At 73.1% G+C, this 16,706-nt stretch carries 14 protein-coding genes; 8 read left to right on the top strand and 6 right to left on the bottom strand.

Annotation, left to right across the window (positions count from 1 at the left end; all coding sequences use genetic code 11):
- Positions 1-148: 148 nt before the first annotated feature.
- Positions 149-1,012, top strand: coding sequence for a class I SAM-dependent methyltransferase (locus tag FRAQA3DRAFT_RS18890; RefSeq protein WP_009740650.1), 864 nt, complete (start codon positions 149-151; stop codon positions 1,010-1,012).
- On the opposite strand, the gene FRAQA3DRAFT_RS18885 is transcribed toward FRAQA3DRAFT_RS18890, so the two are convergent.
- Positions 978-1,502, bottom strand: coding sequence for an O-acetyl-ADP-ribose deacetylase (locus FRAQA3DRAFT_RS18885; protein ID WP_009740649.1), 525 nt, complete (start codon positions 1,500-1,502; stop codon positions 978-980). The two genes, FRAQA3DRAFT_RS18890 and FRAQA3DRAFT_RS18885, sit on opposite strands and share 35 nt — an antisense overlap.
- Positions 1,503-1,794: 292 nt before the next feature.
- Between FRAQA3DRAFT_RS18885 and FRAQA3DRAFT_RS18880 the strand changes: the two genes are divergently transcribed.
- Positions 1,795-2,295: a DUF1269 domain-containing protein gene (locus tag FRAQA3DRAFT_RS18880; RefSeq protein ID WP_035923093.1), complete on the top strand. Its 501-nt coding sequence runs from the start codon at positions 1,795-1,797 to the stop codon at positions 2,293-2,295.
- Positions 2,296-2,461: 166 nt separating this feature from the next.
- On the opposite strand, the gene FRAQA3DRAFT_RS18875 is transcribed toward FRAQA3DRAFT_RS18880, so the two are convergent.
- The 4 genes from FRAQA3DRAFT_RS18875 to FRAQA3DRAFT_RS18860 all read right to left on the bottom strand — a co-directional run bounded on the left by FRAQA3DRAFT_RS18875 (position 2,462) and on the right by FRAQA3DRAFT_RS18860 (position 6,752).
- Positions 2,462-3,418 (bottom strand): aldo/keto reductase, encoded by a 957-nt coding sequence (locus tag FRAQA3DRAFT_RS18875; protein ID WP_085950037.1) that lies wholly within the window; start codon positions 3,416-3,418, stop codon positions 2,462-2,464.
- A gap of 118 nt (positions 3,419-3,536) precedes the next feature.
- The gene (locus FRAQA3DRAFT_RS18870; RefSeq protein ID WP_009740646.1) at positions 3,537-4,088 is read right to left on the bottom strand and encodes a hypothetical protein; all 552 of its coding nucleotides are present in this window, start codon (positions 4,086-4,088) and stop codon (positions 3,537-3,539) included.
- A 221-nt stretch (positions 4,089-4,309) separates the two neighbouring features.
- On the bottom strand, positions 4,310-5,227 hold the full coding sequence (locus tag FRAQA3DRAFT_RS18865; RefSeq protein ID WP_009740645.1) for a helix-turn-helix domain-containing protein: 918 nt from the start codon (positions 5,225-5,227) through the stop codon (positions 4,310-4,312).
- 310 nt (positions 5,228-5,537) lie between these two features.
- Positions 5,538-6,752, bottom strand: coding sequence for a DUF349 domain-containing protein (locus FRAQA3DRAFT_RS18860; protein ID WP_198286928.1), 1,215 nt, complete (start codon positions 6,750-6,752; stop codon positions 5,538-5,540).
- Between the two features lie 306 nt (positions 6,753-7,058).
- Between FRAQA3DRAFT_RS18860 and FRAQA3DRAFT_RS18855 the strand changes: the two genes are divergently transcribed.
- The 5 genes from FRAQA3DRAFT_RS18855 to FRAQA3DRAFT_RS18835 all read left to right on the top strand — a co-directional run bounded on the left by FRAQA3DRAFT_RS18855 (position 7,059) and on the right by FRAQA3DRAFT_RS18835 (position 14,117).
- Positions 7,059-7,958 carry a carbohydrate ABC transporter permease gene (locus FRAQA3DRAFT_RS18855; RefSeq protein ID WP_009740643.1) on the top strand — a complete coding sequence of 300 codons (900 nt, stop codon included), beginning with the start codon at positions 7,059-7,061 and terminating at the stop codon, positions 7,956-7,958.
- Positions 7,955-8,920, top strand: a complete 966-nt coding sequence (locus tag FRAQA3DRAFT_RS18850; protein WP_009740642.1) for a carbohydrate ABC transporter permease — start codon at positions 7,955-7,957, stop codon at positions 8,918-8,920. Before FRAQA3DRAFT_RS18855 ends, FRAQA3DRAFT_RS18850 begins: the two co-directional genes overlap by 4 nt.
- 12 nt (positions 8,921-8,932) lie before the next feature.
- Entirely contained in the window at positions 8,933-10,291 is a 1,359-nt protein-coding gene (locus tag FRAQA3DRAFT_RS18845) for an extracellular solute-binding protein (RefSeq protein ID WP_009740641.1), read from the top strand.
- Entirely contained in the window at positions 10,288-11,649 is a 1,362-nt protein-coding gene (locus FRAQA3DRAFT_RS18840) for an ABC transporter ATP-binding protein (RefSeq protein WP_009740640.1), read from the top strand. Before FRAQA3DRAFT_RS18845 ends, FRAQA3DRAFT_RS18840 begins: the two co-directional genes overlap by 4 nt.
- 1,118 nt (positions 11,650-12,767) lie before the next feature.
- Positions 12,768-14,117: a hypothetical protein gene (locus FRAQA3DRAFT_RS18835; RefSeq protein ID WP_009740639.1), complete on the top strand. Its 1,350-nt coding sequence runs from the start codon at positions 12,768-12,770 to the stop codon at positions 14,115-14,117.
- A gap of 16 nt (positions 14,118-14,133) precedes the next feature.
- Here the strand turns inward: FRAQA3DRAFT_RS18835 and FRAQA3DRAFT_RS18830 are convergent, their stop codons facing one another.
- The gene (locus tag FRAQA3DRAFT_RS18830) at positions 14,134-15,282 is read right to left on the bottom strand and encodes a folate-binding protein YgfZ (RefSeq protein ID WP_009740638.1); all 1,149 of its coding nucleotides are present in this window, start codon (positions 15,280-15,282) and stop codon (positions 14,134-14,136) included.
- Positions 15,283-15,890: 608 nt separating this feature from the next.
- Here FRAQA3DRAFT_RS18830 and FRAQA3DRAFT_RS18825 point away from each other — a divergent pair.
- The gene (locus tag FRAQA3DRAFT_RS18825) at positions 15,891-16,625 is read left to right on the top strand and encodes a phosphoglyceromutase (protein ID WP_009740637.1); all 735 of its coding nucleotides are present in this window, start codon (positions 15,891-15,893) and stop codon (positions 16,623-16,625) included.
- The last annotated feature ends 81 nt before the right edge of the window (positions 16,626-16,706 follow it).

The raw sequence follows: 16,706 nt of genomic DNA, 5'->3' as shown, positions 1-16,706 counted from the left end.
ATCAGACGCGCCCGCGCGCACCGGGAACCCGCCCGACCGGGCGGTCGACCGCCGTCGGTCACCGCTGTGGCGCGCGGAGGTGACGGACGGTCGCCGGTGGGCCGGGTGCCCGACCCGACCGGAACGGCCGATCTGCGAGGCTGGTCGGGTGCCGAACCCCCGCCGTGCCCCGCGCCTCGCGGCCGGCCGGGCCCGCGCCCTCGGGGTACCCACCCGAGGTACCACGGCGCCGAACCGGCTGCGGCGGGTCGACCGCTGGCTGCTCGACGCCGCCGGCCCGCTGCTGCGGGGCAGCGCGGACCCGCTTGTCGTCGATCTCGGCTTCGGTGCGTCGCCGGTCACCACCGTCGAGCTCCACCAGCGGCTGCGGGCGGCCTGCCCGCGGGTGCGCGTCGTCGGCCTCGAACTCGACCCGCAGCGGGTGGCCGCCGCGGCATGCGCCGCCCGGCCGCCCGGCCTGACCTTCGCCCGCGGCGGGTTCGAGCTGCCACCCGCGGCCGAACGTCCGGTGCTGGTCCGCGCCCTGAACGTGCTACGCCAGTACCCCGAGCCGGCCGTCGCCGACGCCTGGGCGACGATGACGGCGCGGCTGGCACCGGGCGGCCTGCTCGTCGAGGGCACCTGCGATGAGATCGGCCGGCGGGCCTGCTGGTTCTGCCTGCCGGCCCCGGGAGAGGCGCCCGGCTGGCTCCCCGCCGGGCGGGCCACCGCCCGGCCGACCCTGACCCTTGCGGCGCACCTGCCGAGCCTCACCCGCCCGTCCGAGCTCGCCGAGCGGCTGCCCAAGGCACTGATCGAACACAACGTGCCCGGCCATGACGTTCACCGCCTGCTCGCGGCGTTCGACCGGGCCTGGGAACGGGCCGCGCCGAGGGCGGTGTTCTCGCCGCGGCAGCGCTGGATCGCCGCGGCGGCCGAGCTGCGGGCACAGGGCTGGCCGGTACGCGGTGACGCCAGACGCTGGCGGCTGGGTGAGCTCACCGTGGACTGGCCGCCGCCAACGCCGCGCTGAACGCGCGGTACACCCGATCGTCGAACAGCACGAAGCGTGCGTCGGTGACGCCGGTGTCCGCCGCGAGGACGCTGGTCACCGCCAGGCGGGCGGCGTCGTCCAACGGCCAGCCGTATACCCCGGCGCTGACGGCGGGGAAGGCGACGCTGGTCGCGCCGAGCTCGTCGGCGACCCGCAGCGCCCGCGTGTAGGCCGACCGCAACAGCGCGGAGCGGTCCTCGGCCGGGTCGTACACCGGGCCGACGACATGGATGACGTGCCGGGCGGCCAGCCTGCCGGCCGTCGTCGCCACCGCCTCACCGGTGGGCAGCCCCCGCGGCAGGGAGGTCGCGCGCAGCCGCCGGCAGGCGGCGAGGATCTCCGGGCCGCCGGCGGCGTGGATCGCGCCGTCGACCCCCCCGCCGCCGAGCAGCGCGCTGTTGGCGGCGTTGACGATCGCGTCCGCCTCGATGAGCGTGATGTCGCCCTGCTGCAGGGTCACGTGCACCATGCCGCCGAGTCTCCCCGATGCGGAGCCGGTGTACCCGTCCCCGGCGCCGATCGCGCCGGCGGCCGCTCGCCGGGACGGTGTGGCCGGCCCCGGGTGCCCCCGCGGTGGGACCGGAGCGCCATGGGAACATCGCCGGATCCGCCGGATAAAGGATCGAATGGGCCCGTACGGAGTGGCACGTTTGCGGGTGGACGGGGACTGCGATCCGATGGAGGATGTCCGCTCCCCGCAGGGGGCGGAACCGAGGTTCAGGGCAGGAGAGGAAGCCGAAAGGCTGGAAGGGATGGCGGCGATGGCGGAGCAGCTCGTGGTTCTCGGGTTCGACAGCGTGGAGCAGGCGCGGCAGGCCTGGTCACTCGGCCGCCGACTGCGCCGGGAGAAGCGGCTCGACCTGGCCGACGGCACGCTGGTCTGGCGGGATGAGCGCGGCCGGATCACGATTCGCCGCGTGGCCAACCCGGCCCGGACCGCCGCTGTCGGCGGGGCCCTGTGCGGGGGGGTGATCGGGACGGTGTTCCTCGCCCCGGTCGTCGGCCTCGGCATCGGGGCGGGCGCTGGGGCGCTCGCCAGCCGGATCAGCGGCCCCGGTGTGGACGACGACCTGGTCAGGCGGATCGCCGGGCATCTGCAGCCGGGACGGGCCGCGATCTTCGCGCTGGTGCGCCGCTCGGCGGCCGACGAGGTCACCGCCGCGCTGCGACCCCATCACCCGGTTGTGATCATGACGAGCCTGCCCGCGGACCGGGAACGCCGGCTGGCCCGGGCCCTGGGCCGCCGGCCCGCGCCCGCCTGACGGCACCATCCCGGCCGTCGGCCCGGTAGGCCCGGCAGGCCCGGCGTATCGGGCAGACCCGGCAGACCTGCCGCGCCGGTGACCGAGGCCGTTCGCAGGCGGCCGGAGCAACCGGGCCGGCCGGGGGCCGGCGGGCACAGTGGCCGCCCGCCCCCCGGCCGGGGCGTCAGGAAGTGGCGGGGCGGCGAGTCGGGGCGATCTTGTCGAGGACCGCGAGGTCGTCCGGGCGGGGCTGCCACTGGCCGGCCGCGGCGTTCGCACGCACCTGGACCGCGCTCGTCGCGCCGGCGATGACCGAGGCGACGCCGGGCTGCGCGGCCAGCCCGCCGATCGCCACGTCGAGCAGGGAACGGTCCCGCTCGCGGGCGAAGGTCTCCAGCACGTCGACGCGGTCGAAGATCTCGTCGGTCAGCTCGTCCTGGCGCCCGGCGAGCCGGGTCCCGGGCGCGGGTGCCTCGTCGCGCTGGTACTTGCCGGTGAGCAGCCCGTTCTCGAGCGGGTAGTAGGGGATGACGCCGATGCCGTACTTCAGCGTGGCCGGCACCAGTTCCGCCTCGACGCCGCGTTCGAGCAGGCTGTAGTGGTTCTGGGCGGAGATGAACCGGGTGGCGCCGGAGGCCCGCGCGGTCCACTCGGCGTCGGCGACCTGCCAGGCGTCGAGGTTGCAGGCGCCGATGTAGCGGATCTTGCCCTCCTTGAGGATCTCGTCGAGCGCCTCGAGCGTCTCCTCGATCGGGGTGAAGGAGTCCAGCTTGTGGAGCTGGTACAGATCGATGTAGTCGGTCTGCAGCCGGCTCAGGGAGCCCTCGACGGCCTTGCGGATGTACCGCCGTGAGGCCCGGGCGCTGAAGTCCTGGCCATACATGCCGCCCATGTCATTGCCGAATTTCGTGGCAAGGACGACGTCGTCGCGGCGGCCCCGCAGAACGTGCCCGAGCAGAGTCTCCGAACCGCCCTTGTTCCCGTAGGTGTCGGCGGTGTCGAAGAATGTGATCCCGGCGTCGAGCGCGGCATCGACGACCGCGCGGGTCCCGGACAGGTCGACGCGTGAGCCGAAATTGTTGCATCCCAGACCGACGACTGAGACGAGCAGTCCGGACGATCCCAGCGGGCGATAGCGCATGTACTCAATACAACACATCGGAGTGTCGCCCGCGGACACCAGGTCCGCGGGCGACAGCCGACCTGTGCACACCAGTGGTCTTCCATGGATCATCCGATGTGCATGGGTTTGCCCGTTGTTACTTCTCCGGAGCGGCGTCGACTACCGCATGGCCGACTGCCTCCGCCGCCCGGCGGGTCGACGTGCGCGCCGCGCGGGACTGGCTGACCGCGGTCCGCGTGCGATGCACGGCCTCCTCGGTCGACGGGCTGCGCCGGATGCTCGCCACCCGGCGCTCCCCGCGGGTCGCGAAGGTGTTGTAGAGCTGGGTGGCGCGGTCCTGCAGGTCGGAGATCTGGGAGGTCACGGTGGCCGGCAGCGCGCGCACGGCGGTCCCCACCTGGGTGGGGACCCGGGCGGCCTGCACGGGCAGCGACCCGACTCGGTCGGAGAGCCGGCGGACCTCGCTGCTCGTCGTCGTGGGCAGGGCGAGCAGTTTCGCGACGGCGAGGTCCGCGGCCCCCACCGAGGCGTAGAGCGGCTTGCGAACCTCCGCCAGCGGCACCCTGATCTCGGCCTTTACCTCGGCGTTGTCGCCGCGGGTCTCGGCGCTGGCGCGGGCGCTGGGGCGGGCGGCGGGCCGGTTGGCCGGGCGGCTCGCGGTGCGGGACGTCGTGCGCGTGGTGGCCATGGTTTCTCCCTCGGGTCGAGGATCCGTTGTTGTCGTGTAGGTGATTCCTGGGATGTTCGGCCGTCGCCCGGAGCGGGTGATCCGGGCGTGGCTGTCGGGTCAGGGCGGTGCGGTCAACTGGGTGCCGCGGCAGAAGTCGGTCGGCCTGGTCGCGGCCGAGCCGGCTGTTGCCGGTGCGGCGTTTCCATCCGGCGGCGGGGTGGCCGCCCGGGTGGCTGGGGTTACGCGCCGGTCCCGCCGGAGGCGGACGTGTCCGACCCCGTGCTGGCGTCCGACCTGGCGCTGGCGTCCGACGCGGGGGTGGCGTCCGACGCGGGGGTGGCGTCCGACGCGGGGGTGGTGTCCGAACCGGGGGTGGTGTCCGGTGGGGTGTGGGTGTCCGGCGGGGTGGTGGCGGTGCGGCGGCGGGTGGTGGATGCGGTCGGCGAGGTGCCGCCGGCCGACCGGGTGCGCCCGGTCCCCGCCGAGCCGCCGGTGGTCGTCGCCGTCCGCCGGGTGCTCCGGCGCTTCGGCGGTTCCGGGGTGGCCGGTTGCGCCGCGTCGTCGACCGGCACCGCCGCGCCCAGCGCGTCCTGCGCGGCCTCGGCAGCGGCCCGCCGGCTGGTCGGTCGCCGCCGGGCGGTTCCCGTGGGGCGGGTCTTCGCCGCCGCGGTCACGCTCTCGGCGCCGGCGGCTGCGGCGCCCGCATCCACACCGGCGGCCGCATCCGTACTGGCACCGACATCCACACTGGCACCGACATCCGCACCGACGCTGCCCACGTCCGGGCCGCCGGCCGCCGCGCCGGCCCGGGCGGCGACGGCGTTCTCCGTGCAGAACGCCTCGTAGATGTCGAGCACCACCTGCTTCTGCCGCTCGGAGAGGGAATCGTCCGCGAGGACCGCCGCCATGACGTCCTCGCCGCCGTGCCGTTCCTCCAGAATTCCGGCCTGGACGTAGAGCACCTCCGCGGAAATGCGCAGTGCCTTGGCGATCTGCTGGAGAATCTCCGCGGAGGGTCGGCGCAGACCTCGCTCGATCTGGCTGAGGTAAGGGTTGCTCACCCCCGCCTGCTTGGCGAGTTGACGAAGGGAGATCTGCGCGGCGCGCCGCTGATCCCGGATGAAATCGCCGAGATCGCGCACATTCAGGGCCGCCACCGGGTCACACGCCTCCTTCGACGGACGGGTCGGGCGCCGCCCGACCGCTGCGGGTGCCCCGTGCCGAGGCCGCCGCCGACGGTGGTCGGCGCTCGGCGCTCGGCCACCGGGACGAGGAGCCCGGCACAACGCAAAGTCAACGGGATCGACGATACGTCCGACTGCTAGCTCTGGCAAGCGCTCGAGTTAGCACCTTTGGGGCGCTCCGACCGGAGGTCGCCGTATTTCGGCAGGTCCGGGCGGGCGGCCGCGCTCGGACGCCAGACGGCTGTCCGCGCGGCTCGCGTGACCGGCCCCGATCCGGGGGCGGTCAGTTCTCGGCCTGGGCCAACCACGCGCGCTGGGTGGCCAGCGCGGCCTCGGTCTCGGCGATCTCCTTGGTGTGCCCGGCGGCCTGGGCGCGGGCGAGCTTGGCCTCCAGCTTGGCGACGGACTCCCGCAGCCTGGTCACGAAGGGCGAGGCGGCGATGGAACGCTGCGCCCAGCGGGCGTCCGCGGCCTCGCGCAGCTTGTCGCCGATCGCCGCCATCTGGCGTTCGAGCGTGCCGGCCGACTCGCGGGGAACCCGGCCGATCTCGTCCCACCGGTCCTGGAGCTCCCGCAGGCGCCGCAGGGAGCGCTCGGTGTCAGCCGGGTCGAGCGCGGTCGCCTCGGCCAGCAGCTTCTCCTTTTGGACCTGGTTGTCCCGCAGCTCCGCGTCCCGCTCGGCGTTCGCGGCGTTGCGCCGGCTGAAGAAGACGTCCTGTACCTCGCGGAACCGGTTCCACAGCGCGTCGTCGACGTCCTTGGCCGCCCGCCCGGCCGCCTTCCAGCCGGCGAGCAGGGCGCGGTAGCGGGCGGTCGTGCCGGCCCAGTCGGTGGAATCGACCAGCGCCTCCGCCTCGGCGATGATCGCTTCCTTGCGCTCCCGGGAACGGGCCCGCTGGGTGTCCAGGGCAGCGAAGTGCGCGGTGCGCCGGCGGGTGAACTCCTCGCGGGCGGCGGTGATGCGCCGCCACAGCGCCGAGTCGGTGCGCTTGTCCAGGGAGCCGACGGCCCGGAACTCCTCGGCGAGGGTCCGGAACCGCTCGCCGGTCGTCTTCCACTCGGAGCTGCGGCCGAGCCGCTCGGCCTCGGCGACCAGCTCCTCCTTGGCCGCGGCGATCCGGGCGGTCCGCTCGGCCCGCTCGGCGGCGAGCACGGTGCGCCGCTCCTGCGTGCTCGCGAGGACCGTCTCCAGCCGGACGCGCAGGGCGTCGAGATCACCGACGACGGCGGCGGAGTCGAGGGAGTCGAGCAGACGGCGGGCGCTGCCGGCGATCCCGGCCGGATCGACTCCGCTGAGGGTCAGCCGCCGCTCCAGCAGCACGACCTCGGCGCTCAGATCGTCGTAACGCCGCTGGAAGTGGGCCAGGCCCTCACCGGGGCTGCCGGCACGCCATGATCCGACGGCGCGTTCACCGCTCGCCGTGCGAACGAAGACGGTGCCGTCCTCGGCAACGCGCCCCCAGACGGAGGTTTGGCCGGATTCGCTGCGGTCACTCATCGTGTTCCCGAAGATCGACTGACGTTTCCTGCCATTCTTGCAGGCGTCGGCCGCGGAGGGGACGGCCGCCACGTATCCGGACACCATGAATCGGTGCCGGCACGGCCGTAGCGCGCCGGGATCCGGAACGTGGGTCGACGATGCCCGCTGGTGGCGTCGGTCCACGCACCCGCCGGCCCGGCCGTCCGCGGACCCGGGCGGCGGCTCGTCGTCCGGAAGGTCACGCGAAGGCACCGGTTGTTCGTTCAGCGGCCCGACCCCGGTCTAGGCACCCCGTCATGGGTGGGGCCAAGATGCGTAACCGTGATGAGTGGGGTGGGCGGCCGGGTGGGCTGGCGAGTCGGCGCGTTGTTGGCGCCCGCGTTCGTCGGGCTCGGTGTCTTCGTCATCGGGCCCGCGTTGGTCTCGGCCTTCATCGCGGGGACCGACAAGACGCTGACCGGTCCGCATTTCGGCTGGGTGGGTGCGGCGAACGCGCGCACCGCCTTCTCCGACGCCGACCTCGGCGGGGCCGTGCGCAACACCCTCGTGTACTGCCTCATCACGGTCATCCCCGCGGTGGCGATCGGGCTGGCGCTGGCGCTGGCCGCCGAGCGGGTGGCCCACGGCCGCGCCCTGGTGCGCTTCGCGCTGTTCCTGCCGGTCAGCGCGAACATCGTCGCGATGGCGGTGGTGTTCGCGTACATGTTCGACAGCAGTCCCGACGGGTTCGCGAACACGGTCGTCGGACTGTTCGGGGTGGCGCCGGTCGACTGGCTCGGCGACACCTCCACCGCGCTGCCGGTGGTCGCCCTGGTCGGGGGCTGGCGGCTGACCAGCTTCGTGTTCATCGTCTACCTGGCCGGCCTGACCGCCATCCCGCGTTCGGTCTACGAGGCGGCCGACGTCGACGGCATCCGCGGGTTCGCCCGTCTGCGCCACATCACCCTGCCGCTGCTCGCGCCGACCACGATCTTCCTGGGCGTCTTCGTGACGATCCTGACGCTGCAGACCTTCGAGACGGTCGCCGTCCTCACCAAGGGCGGCCCCCTGGATTCGAGTACGACCATCATTTACTACATTTACGAGGTCGGTTTCACCGGATCGTTCCGCATCGGATACGCCTCGATGATCGCTCTGTTGCTGCTCGTCGTCATCGTGGCGCTCGGCGCTGGCGGAGCGCTGCTCGGGCGGCGTATCCGGCGGGCGCGGGAGGCCGCCGCGTGAGCGCCGGGACCAGCAGCGACGCCCCCGCCCCGGCCGGCCCACCCGCCCCGGCCGGCCCACCCGCACCGACCGGTCACCGCAACCCGGCCGCCCCCACGGCGACGGCGGCCCGCGCCGCGCGCCCGCGGCGTCGGCTGCCCGGGCCCGCGACCCTCGTGCGCCTCGTCCTGCTCACCGTGGGCATCGTGGTGGCGGTCCTGCCGTTCGCGTGGATGCTGCGCACCGCGATCGGACCGCCGCAGACCGCCCTCGCGCTGGAGTCCAACCCCATCCCGTCGCGGGTGCAGTTCGACTCGTTCGACCAGGCCTGGCATGCTGGCGACCTCGGACCCGCGCTGCTTACCGGGGTCGGGGTCAGCCTCGCGATCCTCGCGCTCCAGCTCGCCACGGCCGTCCCGGCCGCCTACGCCTTCGCCTGCCTGCGCTTTCGCGGGCGCACGGCCCTGTTCGCCGTGGTGCTGGCCACGCTGCTGGTGCCCGCCCAGGTCACCGCCGTGCCGAACTACGTGACGATCTCCGCGCTGGGCTTCGCCGACACCCGCGTCGGCCTGGTGCTGCCGTTCATGACCCACGCTGGCATGATCTTCATGCTCCGCCAGTACATGAGCACCATTCCCGGCTCGGTCCTCGACGCCGCGCGGATGGACGGACTGGGCACCTGGCGGACGCTACGCTCGATCATCGTGCCGCTCGCGGCGCCGGCGATCGCCTCGGTGTCCGTGTTCAGCTTCCTGCTCTCCTACAACGAGTACCTGTGGCCGCTGCTGGTCGCCCGGTCGCCCGGCATCGCCACCCCGCCGCTCGCACTCGCCCGCCTGATGACGGACTCCTCGTCGGTCATCCCCGATTTCGCCGAGCTCGCCGCCGCGGCGTTGATCATCAGCCTGCCGTCGCTGGCCGTCTTCGTCGTCGCCCAACGCCGTCTCGCCGCCGGGATCACCGGCACGGGCGCCGGTGCCTGAGAGGAAGAACGCGTGATCCGCATCCGCCGCATGCTGCCGCTGACCGTCGCGGTCACCATGCTCACGTTGACGGCGTGCGGCGGGGGCGGTGACTCCGGCCCGTCGAACCCGGCCGAGAGCCTGCGTCCCACCGCGCGTTCCGCCGCCGCGGGCGTCGACAACGTGGCCGGCGCGACGGCGTCCCCAGAATGCACCGCCAAGGTGAAGACCCTGCGGATGGCCGCCGTCGGCACCCTCAACGACGTGGCGAAGTCGGGCAAGGCATACATGGAGAAGGCCCATCCCGGCCTCACCGTCGACCTGAACACCAGCGCCCCCGACTACACCGCGCTCGTCCAGCAGATCAGCGCCGACCGGTCGGCGGGCCGCTCCGTCGACGTCGCGGTCGCCGGCTTCGACCTGCTGCCGGTCTTCGCCCGGGAGCTCGGCGCCCAGGAGCTCTCCCCGCGGCTGCTGCGCGCCTCCTACGACCAGCGCCTGCTCGGCCTCGGCACCGTCGGCGGGAAGCTCATCGGAATCCCGCAGCAGGTCTCCTCGCTCGCCCTGGTCTACAACCTCGACGTTCTGACCAAGGCCGGCGTCGACCCCGCCACCCTCAGCACCACCGACGGCGTGATCGCCGCCGCGGACAAGATCTCCGCGTCCGGCCAGGACGTCCAGCCGATCGACCTGCCGACCGGCCAGCAGTTCGGGCAGTGGATCCTCAACACGCTGGCCAGCTCCAAGGGCACCCCCATCCAGGACGCGGCCGGCCGCCCGGCTCTGACCACCCCGGCGGCGCGCGAGGCCGCGGCCTTCCTGGCGAAGGTCGGCACCTACGGCCCGCACTCCGCCGACCCGACCCAGCAGGGACTGCTGCGCTTCGGCATTCGCAAGCAGACCGCGATGACCGCCGTGACGGTCGCCTCGCTGGCCGGCGGGCTGAAGTTCATCGCAGGCCAGGGAGCGAAAGGCTTCCGGGCCGGCGCGATCCCGTTTCCGACCCTGCCCGGCGGCAGCCAGCACCCGGTCGCCGGCGGGAACGCGCTGAGCGTCCTGGCCACCGACCGGTGTCAGCAGGAGATGGCGACCGAGCTGATCGTCTCCCTGCTGTCCCCGGACGTCGTCGCGGCGAGCACCGAGGCGCTCAGCTACATCCCGGTGGACACCCAGGCCGCCAGCCAGCTCGGCTCGTTCTACGACACGTACCCGCAGCTCAAGCCGTTCCTCGCACTCACCGGCTCACTGGTCAAGGCGCCGGTGTGGAGCGGGGCCCGCGGCGGTGAGCTGCCGACCGCGCTGTCCGACCAGGTGGTGCGCATCCTCAAGGGCGAGGACCCGGCGAAGACGTTGGCCGCGGCGCAGGCCGAAGCCGTGGAGCTGACCCGTTGAGCGCCCCGGCGCCCGCCCGGCCCGCTCCTTCCCTCGGGACGATCACCGGCGTGCCGATCGAGTTCGATCGGATCAGCCGTTCGTTCGGCTCCGTGCACGCGCTGCGCGAGGTCTCGCTCACGGTCGCACCCGGGGAGATCGTCGCGCTGCTCGGGCCGTCCGGCTCGGGAAAGTCGACACTGCTGCGGATCTGCGCCGGGCTGGACGAGCCGACCACCGGCGACCTGCGCTTCGACGGGGCCAGCCAGCTCGGCCTCCCGCCGCACCGCCGCGACGTCTCCATGGTGTTCCAGCACTTCGCGCTCTACCCGCACAAGTCCGCGCTGGACAACCTCACGCTCGCCCTGCGCCACGGCCGCGGCCTGCCGAGGTCGGCCGCCGTGGCCAGGGCCCGGGAAACGCTCGCCATGCTCGGCATCGCCGACCTCGCCGGTCGCCGCCCCGCGCAGATGTCCGGCGGCCAGCGCCAGCGGGTCGCGATCGGCCGGGCGCTGGCCACCCGGGCGCGGGTCGTCCTCCTCGACGAGCCCATGTCCGGCCTCGACGCCCAGCTCCGCGTCGAACTGCGCGTCGAGATCGTCGGCCTGCTGCGCAGCCTGGGCACCACCGCGCTGTTCGTCACCCACGACCAGGCCGAGGCGATGGCCGTGGGGGACCGCGTCGCCGTCCTCGGTGGGGGCCGCCTGCAGCAGATCGGTACCCCCGACGAGATCTACGACCGACCCGCCACCCGCTTCGTCGCCGCCTTCGTCGGCAGCCCACCGATGAACATCTGGGACGGCCACTGGCACGACGGCCGCCTGCGCGGCGAGGGCTTCGACGTGCCCGCGCCCGCGGGGGCGGCGGCCTTCGGCGTCCGGCCCGAGCACCTCACCCTGGACGTCGACACCCTGGACGTCGACGTGCCCGGGCAGCCCGGCCGCCCCGTGTCGGTAGGGGGTGCGGGCTCGTCGGCTGGTGACGCAGGCTTCGGGACCGGCGCATCGGCTCCGTCGGTCGGTGGTGCTCCGCTCGCCGAGGCCGCCGCCGGCGGCACGGGATCGCCGCCGCCGGCAGCTGTCGTGATCCGTCCCGCGGCCGGCGGCCGGCCGGCGCCCGGCCCCACCGGCAGTGTCGCTGGTATCGCCAATATCGGCGATACCAGCGACACCAGCGAGTTGAGGCTGTCCGGCGACGTCGTCGTCTCCGAGCGGCTTGGGGCGGAGCGGACCGTCCACGTCCGCACAGGCGCCGGGGTGCTCGCCGTCCGGGTCGATGCCGGCCTCGTCCTGGCCCCCCGTGCCCCCGTGGTGCTCCGGGCTCCGACGTCGGCGCTCACCTATTTTGCGCCCAGCGGCGAGCGCCTCGACTACTCCTGACTTCGGCTACTCCTGACTTCGGCTACTCCTGGCCACGGCTAATCCTGGCCACGGCTAATCCTGACCTCGGCCTCCTGATTCTGCGCCCGCTTACCGGAAGACCCCGACGTTTACCCAGGGTCACAACCACAACGGCGAGGCCGCCATCATGCCGAGGGTTAGTCACGGTCTCCGAGCTGGGAACCGTTTCTAACCCTCGGCTCGATCCCGATTCGAGGCCGCGGTCCTGACTGTGGGTTGTCGCCCGCCGTCCCAGATTCTGGTCATGCCTCTCCCTCGGCCTCTGCCCTTCACGGTTGCACTTCCGGCAAACCTCTGCAAGGTCGCGCTTCCGTCATGCATCCCCCGCTTTCTTGACCTGTCCCTTTGCTGCGGGAAGCGGATCGACGGGGGATCGCCGTTTCGGCCGTGGTCGTGTCGGGGTGGGCGTGCCGCCCGTCCGGTCGTGTGCCGTCCGGTCGTGTGCCGTCCGGTCGTGTGCCGGGACGCCGGGCCGGGTGGGGCGGGGCGGCGGGCTTCGGGGGTGAGGTTCGGGGCCCCGGCGGGGGGGGGCGATCTGCAGGCACCGGAACGAGCGATGTAGCCCGCGGTGTGGATCGCGGGGAGCGTTGGCGCGACAAAGGGGTCGAAAGGTAGCGCGACTTTTGAATCGTCGTTCTCGGCTAATAGGAGTGTTATGAATCCGGATTTTGGCTAGCCGTCGTTGCCGTTTTGGAGAATAGGTGACGGCGTGTGGCGACATATGCTTTGCTGCGTGTCAAACGTCTGCTGTGCGGACGGTGTCGAACCGGCTCCGACCCCTTGGGTGGTACGTATGGTATTTATCGGGAACAGTCGGTACGACCAGGATGTGCTACCTGCGCTGTTCGTACTGATATCGGCCGGATGACGCCCGACGCCATGGCCGCGGGGCTGCGTCGTCCGAGAACCGGACATTCCAACGGGATACCCGGGCGGTTCCGGCGACATGCGTGCAATCAAGGCCGCCAGTGGTCCGGGCGTGACCTCTGTGCACGCATCGCACCGGGGTCATCACTATGGACACCAAGATGTCGCGACATAGCGTCAGTGGGCGCTCACAGAATTGACCCAGGAGTTCCGACTCGAGGAGATCGTCGATGCTGACGGATAACGCGCACGCCTGCACTCATCCGCTCGCATTCGTCCGCGCGCAGCGTGGTTGGTCCTACCAGCGACTGGCCCGTGTGGTGGCCCGTCGCGCCCGTGACCTCGGGGTGGCGAACATGGCCGCCGAGCGCCAGAAGGTCTGGCGGTGGGAGCACCGCGGCGTCGTTCCGGACCGGGTCTCCCAGCTCGCGCTCGCCGCCGAGCTCGGCGTCCCGAACGATCGGCTGGAGTCGCATCCGTGGCCGGCATGGCTACCGACCGGCGACGCCGTGCGCACCGAGTACCCGTGGACGCCGGTCGGCAGCGTCACGTCGATCATGGACGTCGTCGAGGACGCCCTCTCCGATCGGCGCGGCTTCCTGACGATCACCGGGGTCGGCGTCGCGGAGCTCGCGACGCAGTGGCTTGGCCTGGAGCCCAGCCGGCTGTCCGCCGCGCTCAACGGCGGACGGGTCGACGACCAGATCGTCAATCGGATCGAACACAACATCCCTGGCCTGCGGGTGATGGATGAGCGCCTCGGCGGCGAGAGCGTCCGGCGGCTGGTCGACGCCGAGCTCGGGGTGGTGGCGGACCTGTTGGTCCGCGGGTCCTACACCGAGCAGGTCGGCCGACACCTGCACGTGGTCGCGGCCGAGCTCGCCCGATTCGCCGGCTGGGTCTCCTTCGACGCCGGCTTCCAGACCGCCGCCCAGCGTTACTGGATCACCGCGCTGCACTCCGCGCACGCCGGCGGCGACCGGATGCTCGGCGCGAACGTGCTGAAGAACATGTCGCTGCAATGCGTCGACTTCGCCCGCCCGCGGGAGGCCGTGGATCTCGCGGAGGCGGCCGTGACCAGCATCGGCGGCGCCTCCGGCCGGGTCGGCGCCATGCTGCACATGCGCCGCGCCCGCGCCCATGCCGCGCTCGGTGAGGCCAGCGCCTGCGCGGAGGCGCTGGCCCGTTCGGAGGAGGCGATGGACGCCGCCCGGCCCGAGGATCCGGCCTGGGCAGACTACTTCGACGAGGGCGAGTACCAGGCCCAGATCGGCAGCTGCTACATCGATCTCGGCCATCTCGCACAGGCCGACCGGTGGCTGGAGCGGTCCCTGGCGATCCTGCCGACCTCGCGGGCCCGGGACCGGGCGACCTACCTGCTGCGCCGGGCCGCCGTCCAGATCGACCTGGGCAACGTCGAGCACGGCTGCACGCTGACCCGGGAAGCGATGCCGATGCTGGAGGCGACGCGTTCCAAGCGCAATGCCCGCCGGGCCGATGAGCTGCGGCGCCGGTTGCGGCGGCACAGCGCCGACCCGGAGGCGCGCGAACTCGACCAGGCCCTGTCCCGCACCGTCTGAGCGGGCGTCAGGACTGTCAGGAGGAGCGCAGCCGGCCTGCCGGGCGCTTCGGCGCGGCCGCCGAGTCGTCGTCGTCCGGGTCGATCGCGGCGGCGACGGGGGCGCCGTCGGGGTCGGTGACGACGAGGGCGGTGCCCGCCGGCACCGAGCGCTTCACGATCGCCAGGGCGATGGGGCCGAGCTCTTCGTGCATCTCGGAGGTGCCGACGAAGCCGACCTCACGCCCGTCGGCCGTCACCGCCGAACCCGGGGCGGCCACCGTGCCGTCGAGGTGGAGCAGTACGAGCCGGCGCGGCGGGCGGCCCAGGTTGTGCACCCGGGCCACCGTCTCCTGGCCGCGGTAGCACCCCTTGTCCAGGTGCACCGCGTCGGCGAGCCAGCCCACCTCGTGCGGGATCGTGCGATGGTCGGTCTCCCGGCCCAGCCGCGGCCGGCGGGCGGCGATCCGCGCGGCATCGAAGGCGGACAGCCCGGCGGGCACCGCGCCGGCGGCGCGCAGCCGCTGCGCCGTCGCCGCGAGCGCCGCCCGATCGACGAGCAGATCGACGCCGTACGCCATCCGGCGCACCAGGGTGCCGTCCGCGGCTCGGGCCACCGGGTAGGGGCCGGTGACCGGCGCGCCGGTGGGCTCGGCGGCGAGCGGCTCGGGCAGGTCCAGGTCGGCACCGCCGAGGGCCGCGGCGACGGTGCGCACCGCGGCCGGCCCGAGCACGCTGAGCACCGCCGTGCGCGCGCCGACGTCCGCCGGCTCCACCCGGAGCAGGAAGCGCATCGACTCCAGGTAACGCAGCAGCCCGGCAGCAGTGCCGGGTTCCACGTCCACCCAGGTGGCCGTGCCGTCGTCGGCGAGGACGAGATGGTGCTCGACGTGACCCTGCGGCGAGAGCACCAGCGCCTCGCTGCCGCGCAGCGGGCCCAACCCGGACAGGTGCTGGGAGGTGATGCTGTGCAGCCAGGACAACCGGTCCGGGCCGCCGATGCGGATGACGTCGCGGTGCGAGCGGTCGACGAGGGCGGCGCCGTCCCGTAGCGCGCGCTGCTCGCGCAGCGGGTCGCCGTAGTGGGCGGCGACTGGCGCGTCGTCACCTGCTCCCGCCACCGCGGCGGGCAGGTCGAGCAGCGGGGATCGCGTGGCTGTGGTGCTCGTGGGGGACCCGGCCGTCATGCCGTCGAGTCTAGTTCCGCCCCGGCACCCCCCACCCGCTTCAGGTAGTCGGCCCACGGGTGCCGCGGCGACCGGGCCAGGGAGGTTACGGCGGTGGCCGGGCTATTCCGGCTGGCGCTGTCGCGAGGGTCCCATCGACGCGCCCGGAAAAGGCGTTGCGAGGTGGCCACCGGGCCGCGTAGCGTCTGCGGTACACGAGAAGGGAGGTGGTCCAAGCTTTGTATGCTCATAGGACTCGTGAGGTGACTGTCCGCTAGCCGGTCTCGTGGTCCTCACCTCTAGCCGGGTGGCCCCACGGGCACCGGCACCGGCGAGTACCAGGCAGATCACCCGACCCCCGGGTGCCGTCGACAAGTCCCGACGGCCCGCCACCGCGTCCTGCGGCGGCGGAGCGCCCGGGGGTCGCTCATTTCCCGGCTCAGCCCGACATCTTCCCGGCCCGGACGGCATCCCCGCGGCTCGGACCGCCTCGGCGGCGCCCGGCCGACCCCTTCGGTGGGGCGTCGGCGTCGTCCGATCCCGGCCGCGACCGGCGGCGATCCGGCCGGCCGGCGGCAGGAACCGGCAATGCTGGCCGAGGGCCCCGGCGAACAGGCAGGATCTCGGGTATGCCGACCCTCGTCCTGCTCCGCCACGGTGAGAGCAACTGGAACCGCGAGAACCTGTTCACCGGCTGGGTGGACGTCGACCTGTCCGAAAAGGGCCTGAAGGAGGCCACCCGCGGCGGTGAACTGCTGCTCGAGGCCGGTGTCCTGCCGGATGTGGTGCACACGTCCCTGCTGACCAGGGCGATCCGCACCGCCTGGCTGGCGCTGGACGCCGCCGGGCGGACCTGGGTGCCGGTCCGCCGGAGCTGGCGCCTGAACGAACGGCACTACGGCGGCCTGCAGGGCCTGAACAAGGCCGAGACGTTGGAGAAGTTCGGCGAGGAGCAGTTCCAGCTCTGGCGCCGTTCGTATGACACGCCGCCGCCGGAGATCGGTCCGGAGCAGGCCAGCGGGGTGGACGAGCGCTACGCCGACCTCGCCCCCGACCTCATCCCACGTACCGAGTGCCTCGCCGACGTCGTCGCCCGGATGCTGCCCTACTGGTACGACGCGATCGTGCCCGACCTGCGGGCCGGCCGCACGGTCCTGGTCGCCGCGCACGGCAACTCGCTACGGGCCCTGGTCAAGCACCTCGACCACATCAGCGACACCGACATCGCCGGGCTCAACATCCCGACCGGTATCCCGCTGCGCTATGAGCTTGACGACAACCTGGGTGTGCTGAGCTCGGGTTACCTCGACCCGGATGCCGCCGCGAGCGCGGCGGCCGCCGTCGCCGCGCAGGGGAAGAAGTAACGCGCGCAGGGGAAGAAGTAACGATGGTCAGCCTCCAGGCCCGCGGCACCCTCGCGGGCCTGGCCCGTCGTCCCGGCGCGT

It is taken from the genome of Frankia sp. QA3 (assembly GCF_000262465.1).
Classification (GTDB): domain Bacteria; phylum Actinomycetota; class Actinomycetes; order Frankiales; family Frankiaceae; genus Frankia.
The sequence above is the reverse complement of the archived record's forward strand: the minus strand, read 5'-3'. Positions and strand labels throughout refer to the sequence as shown.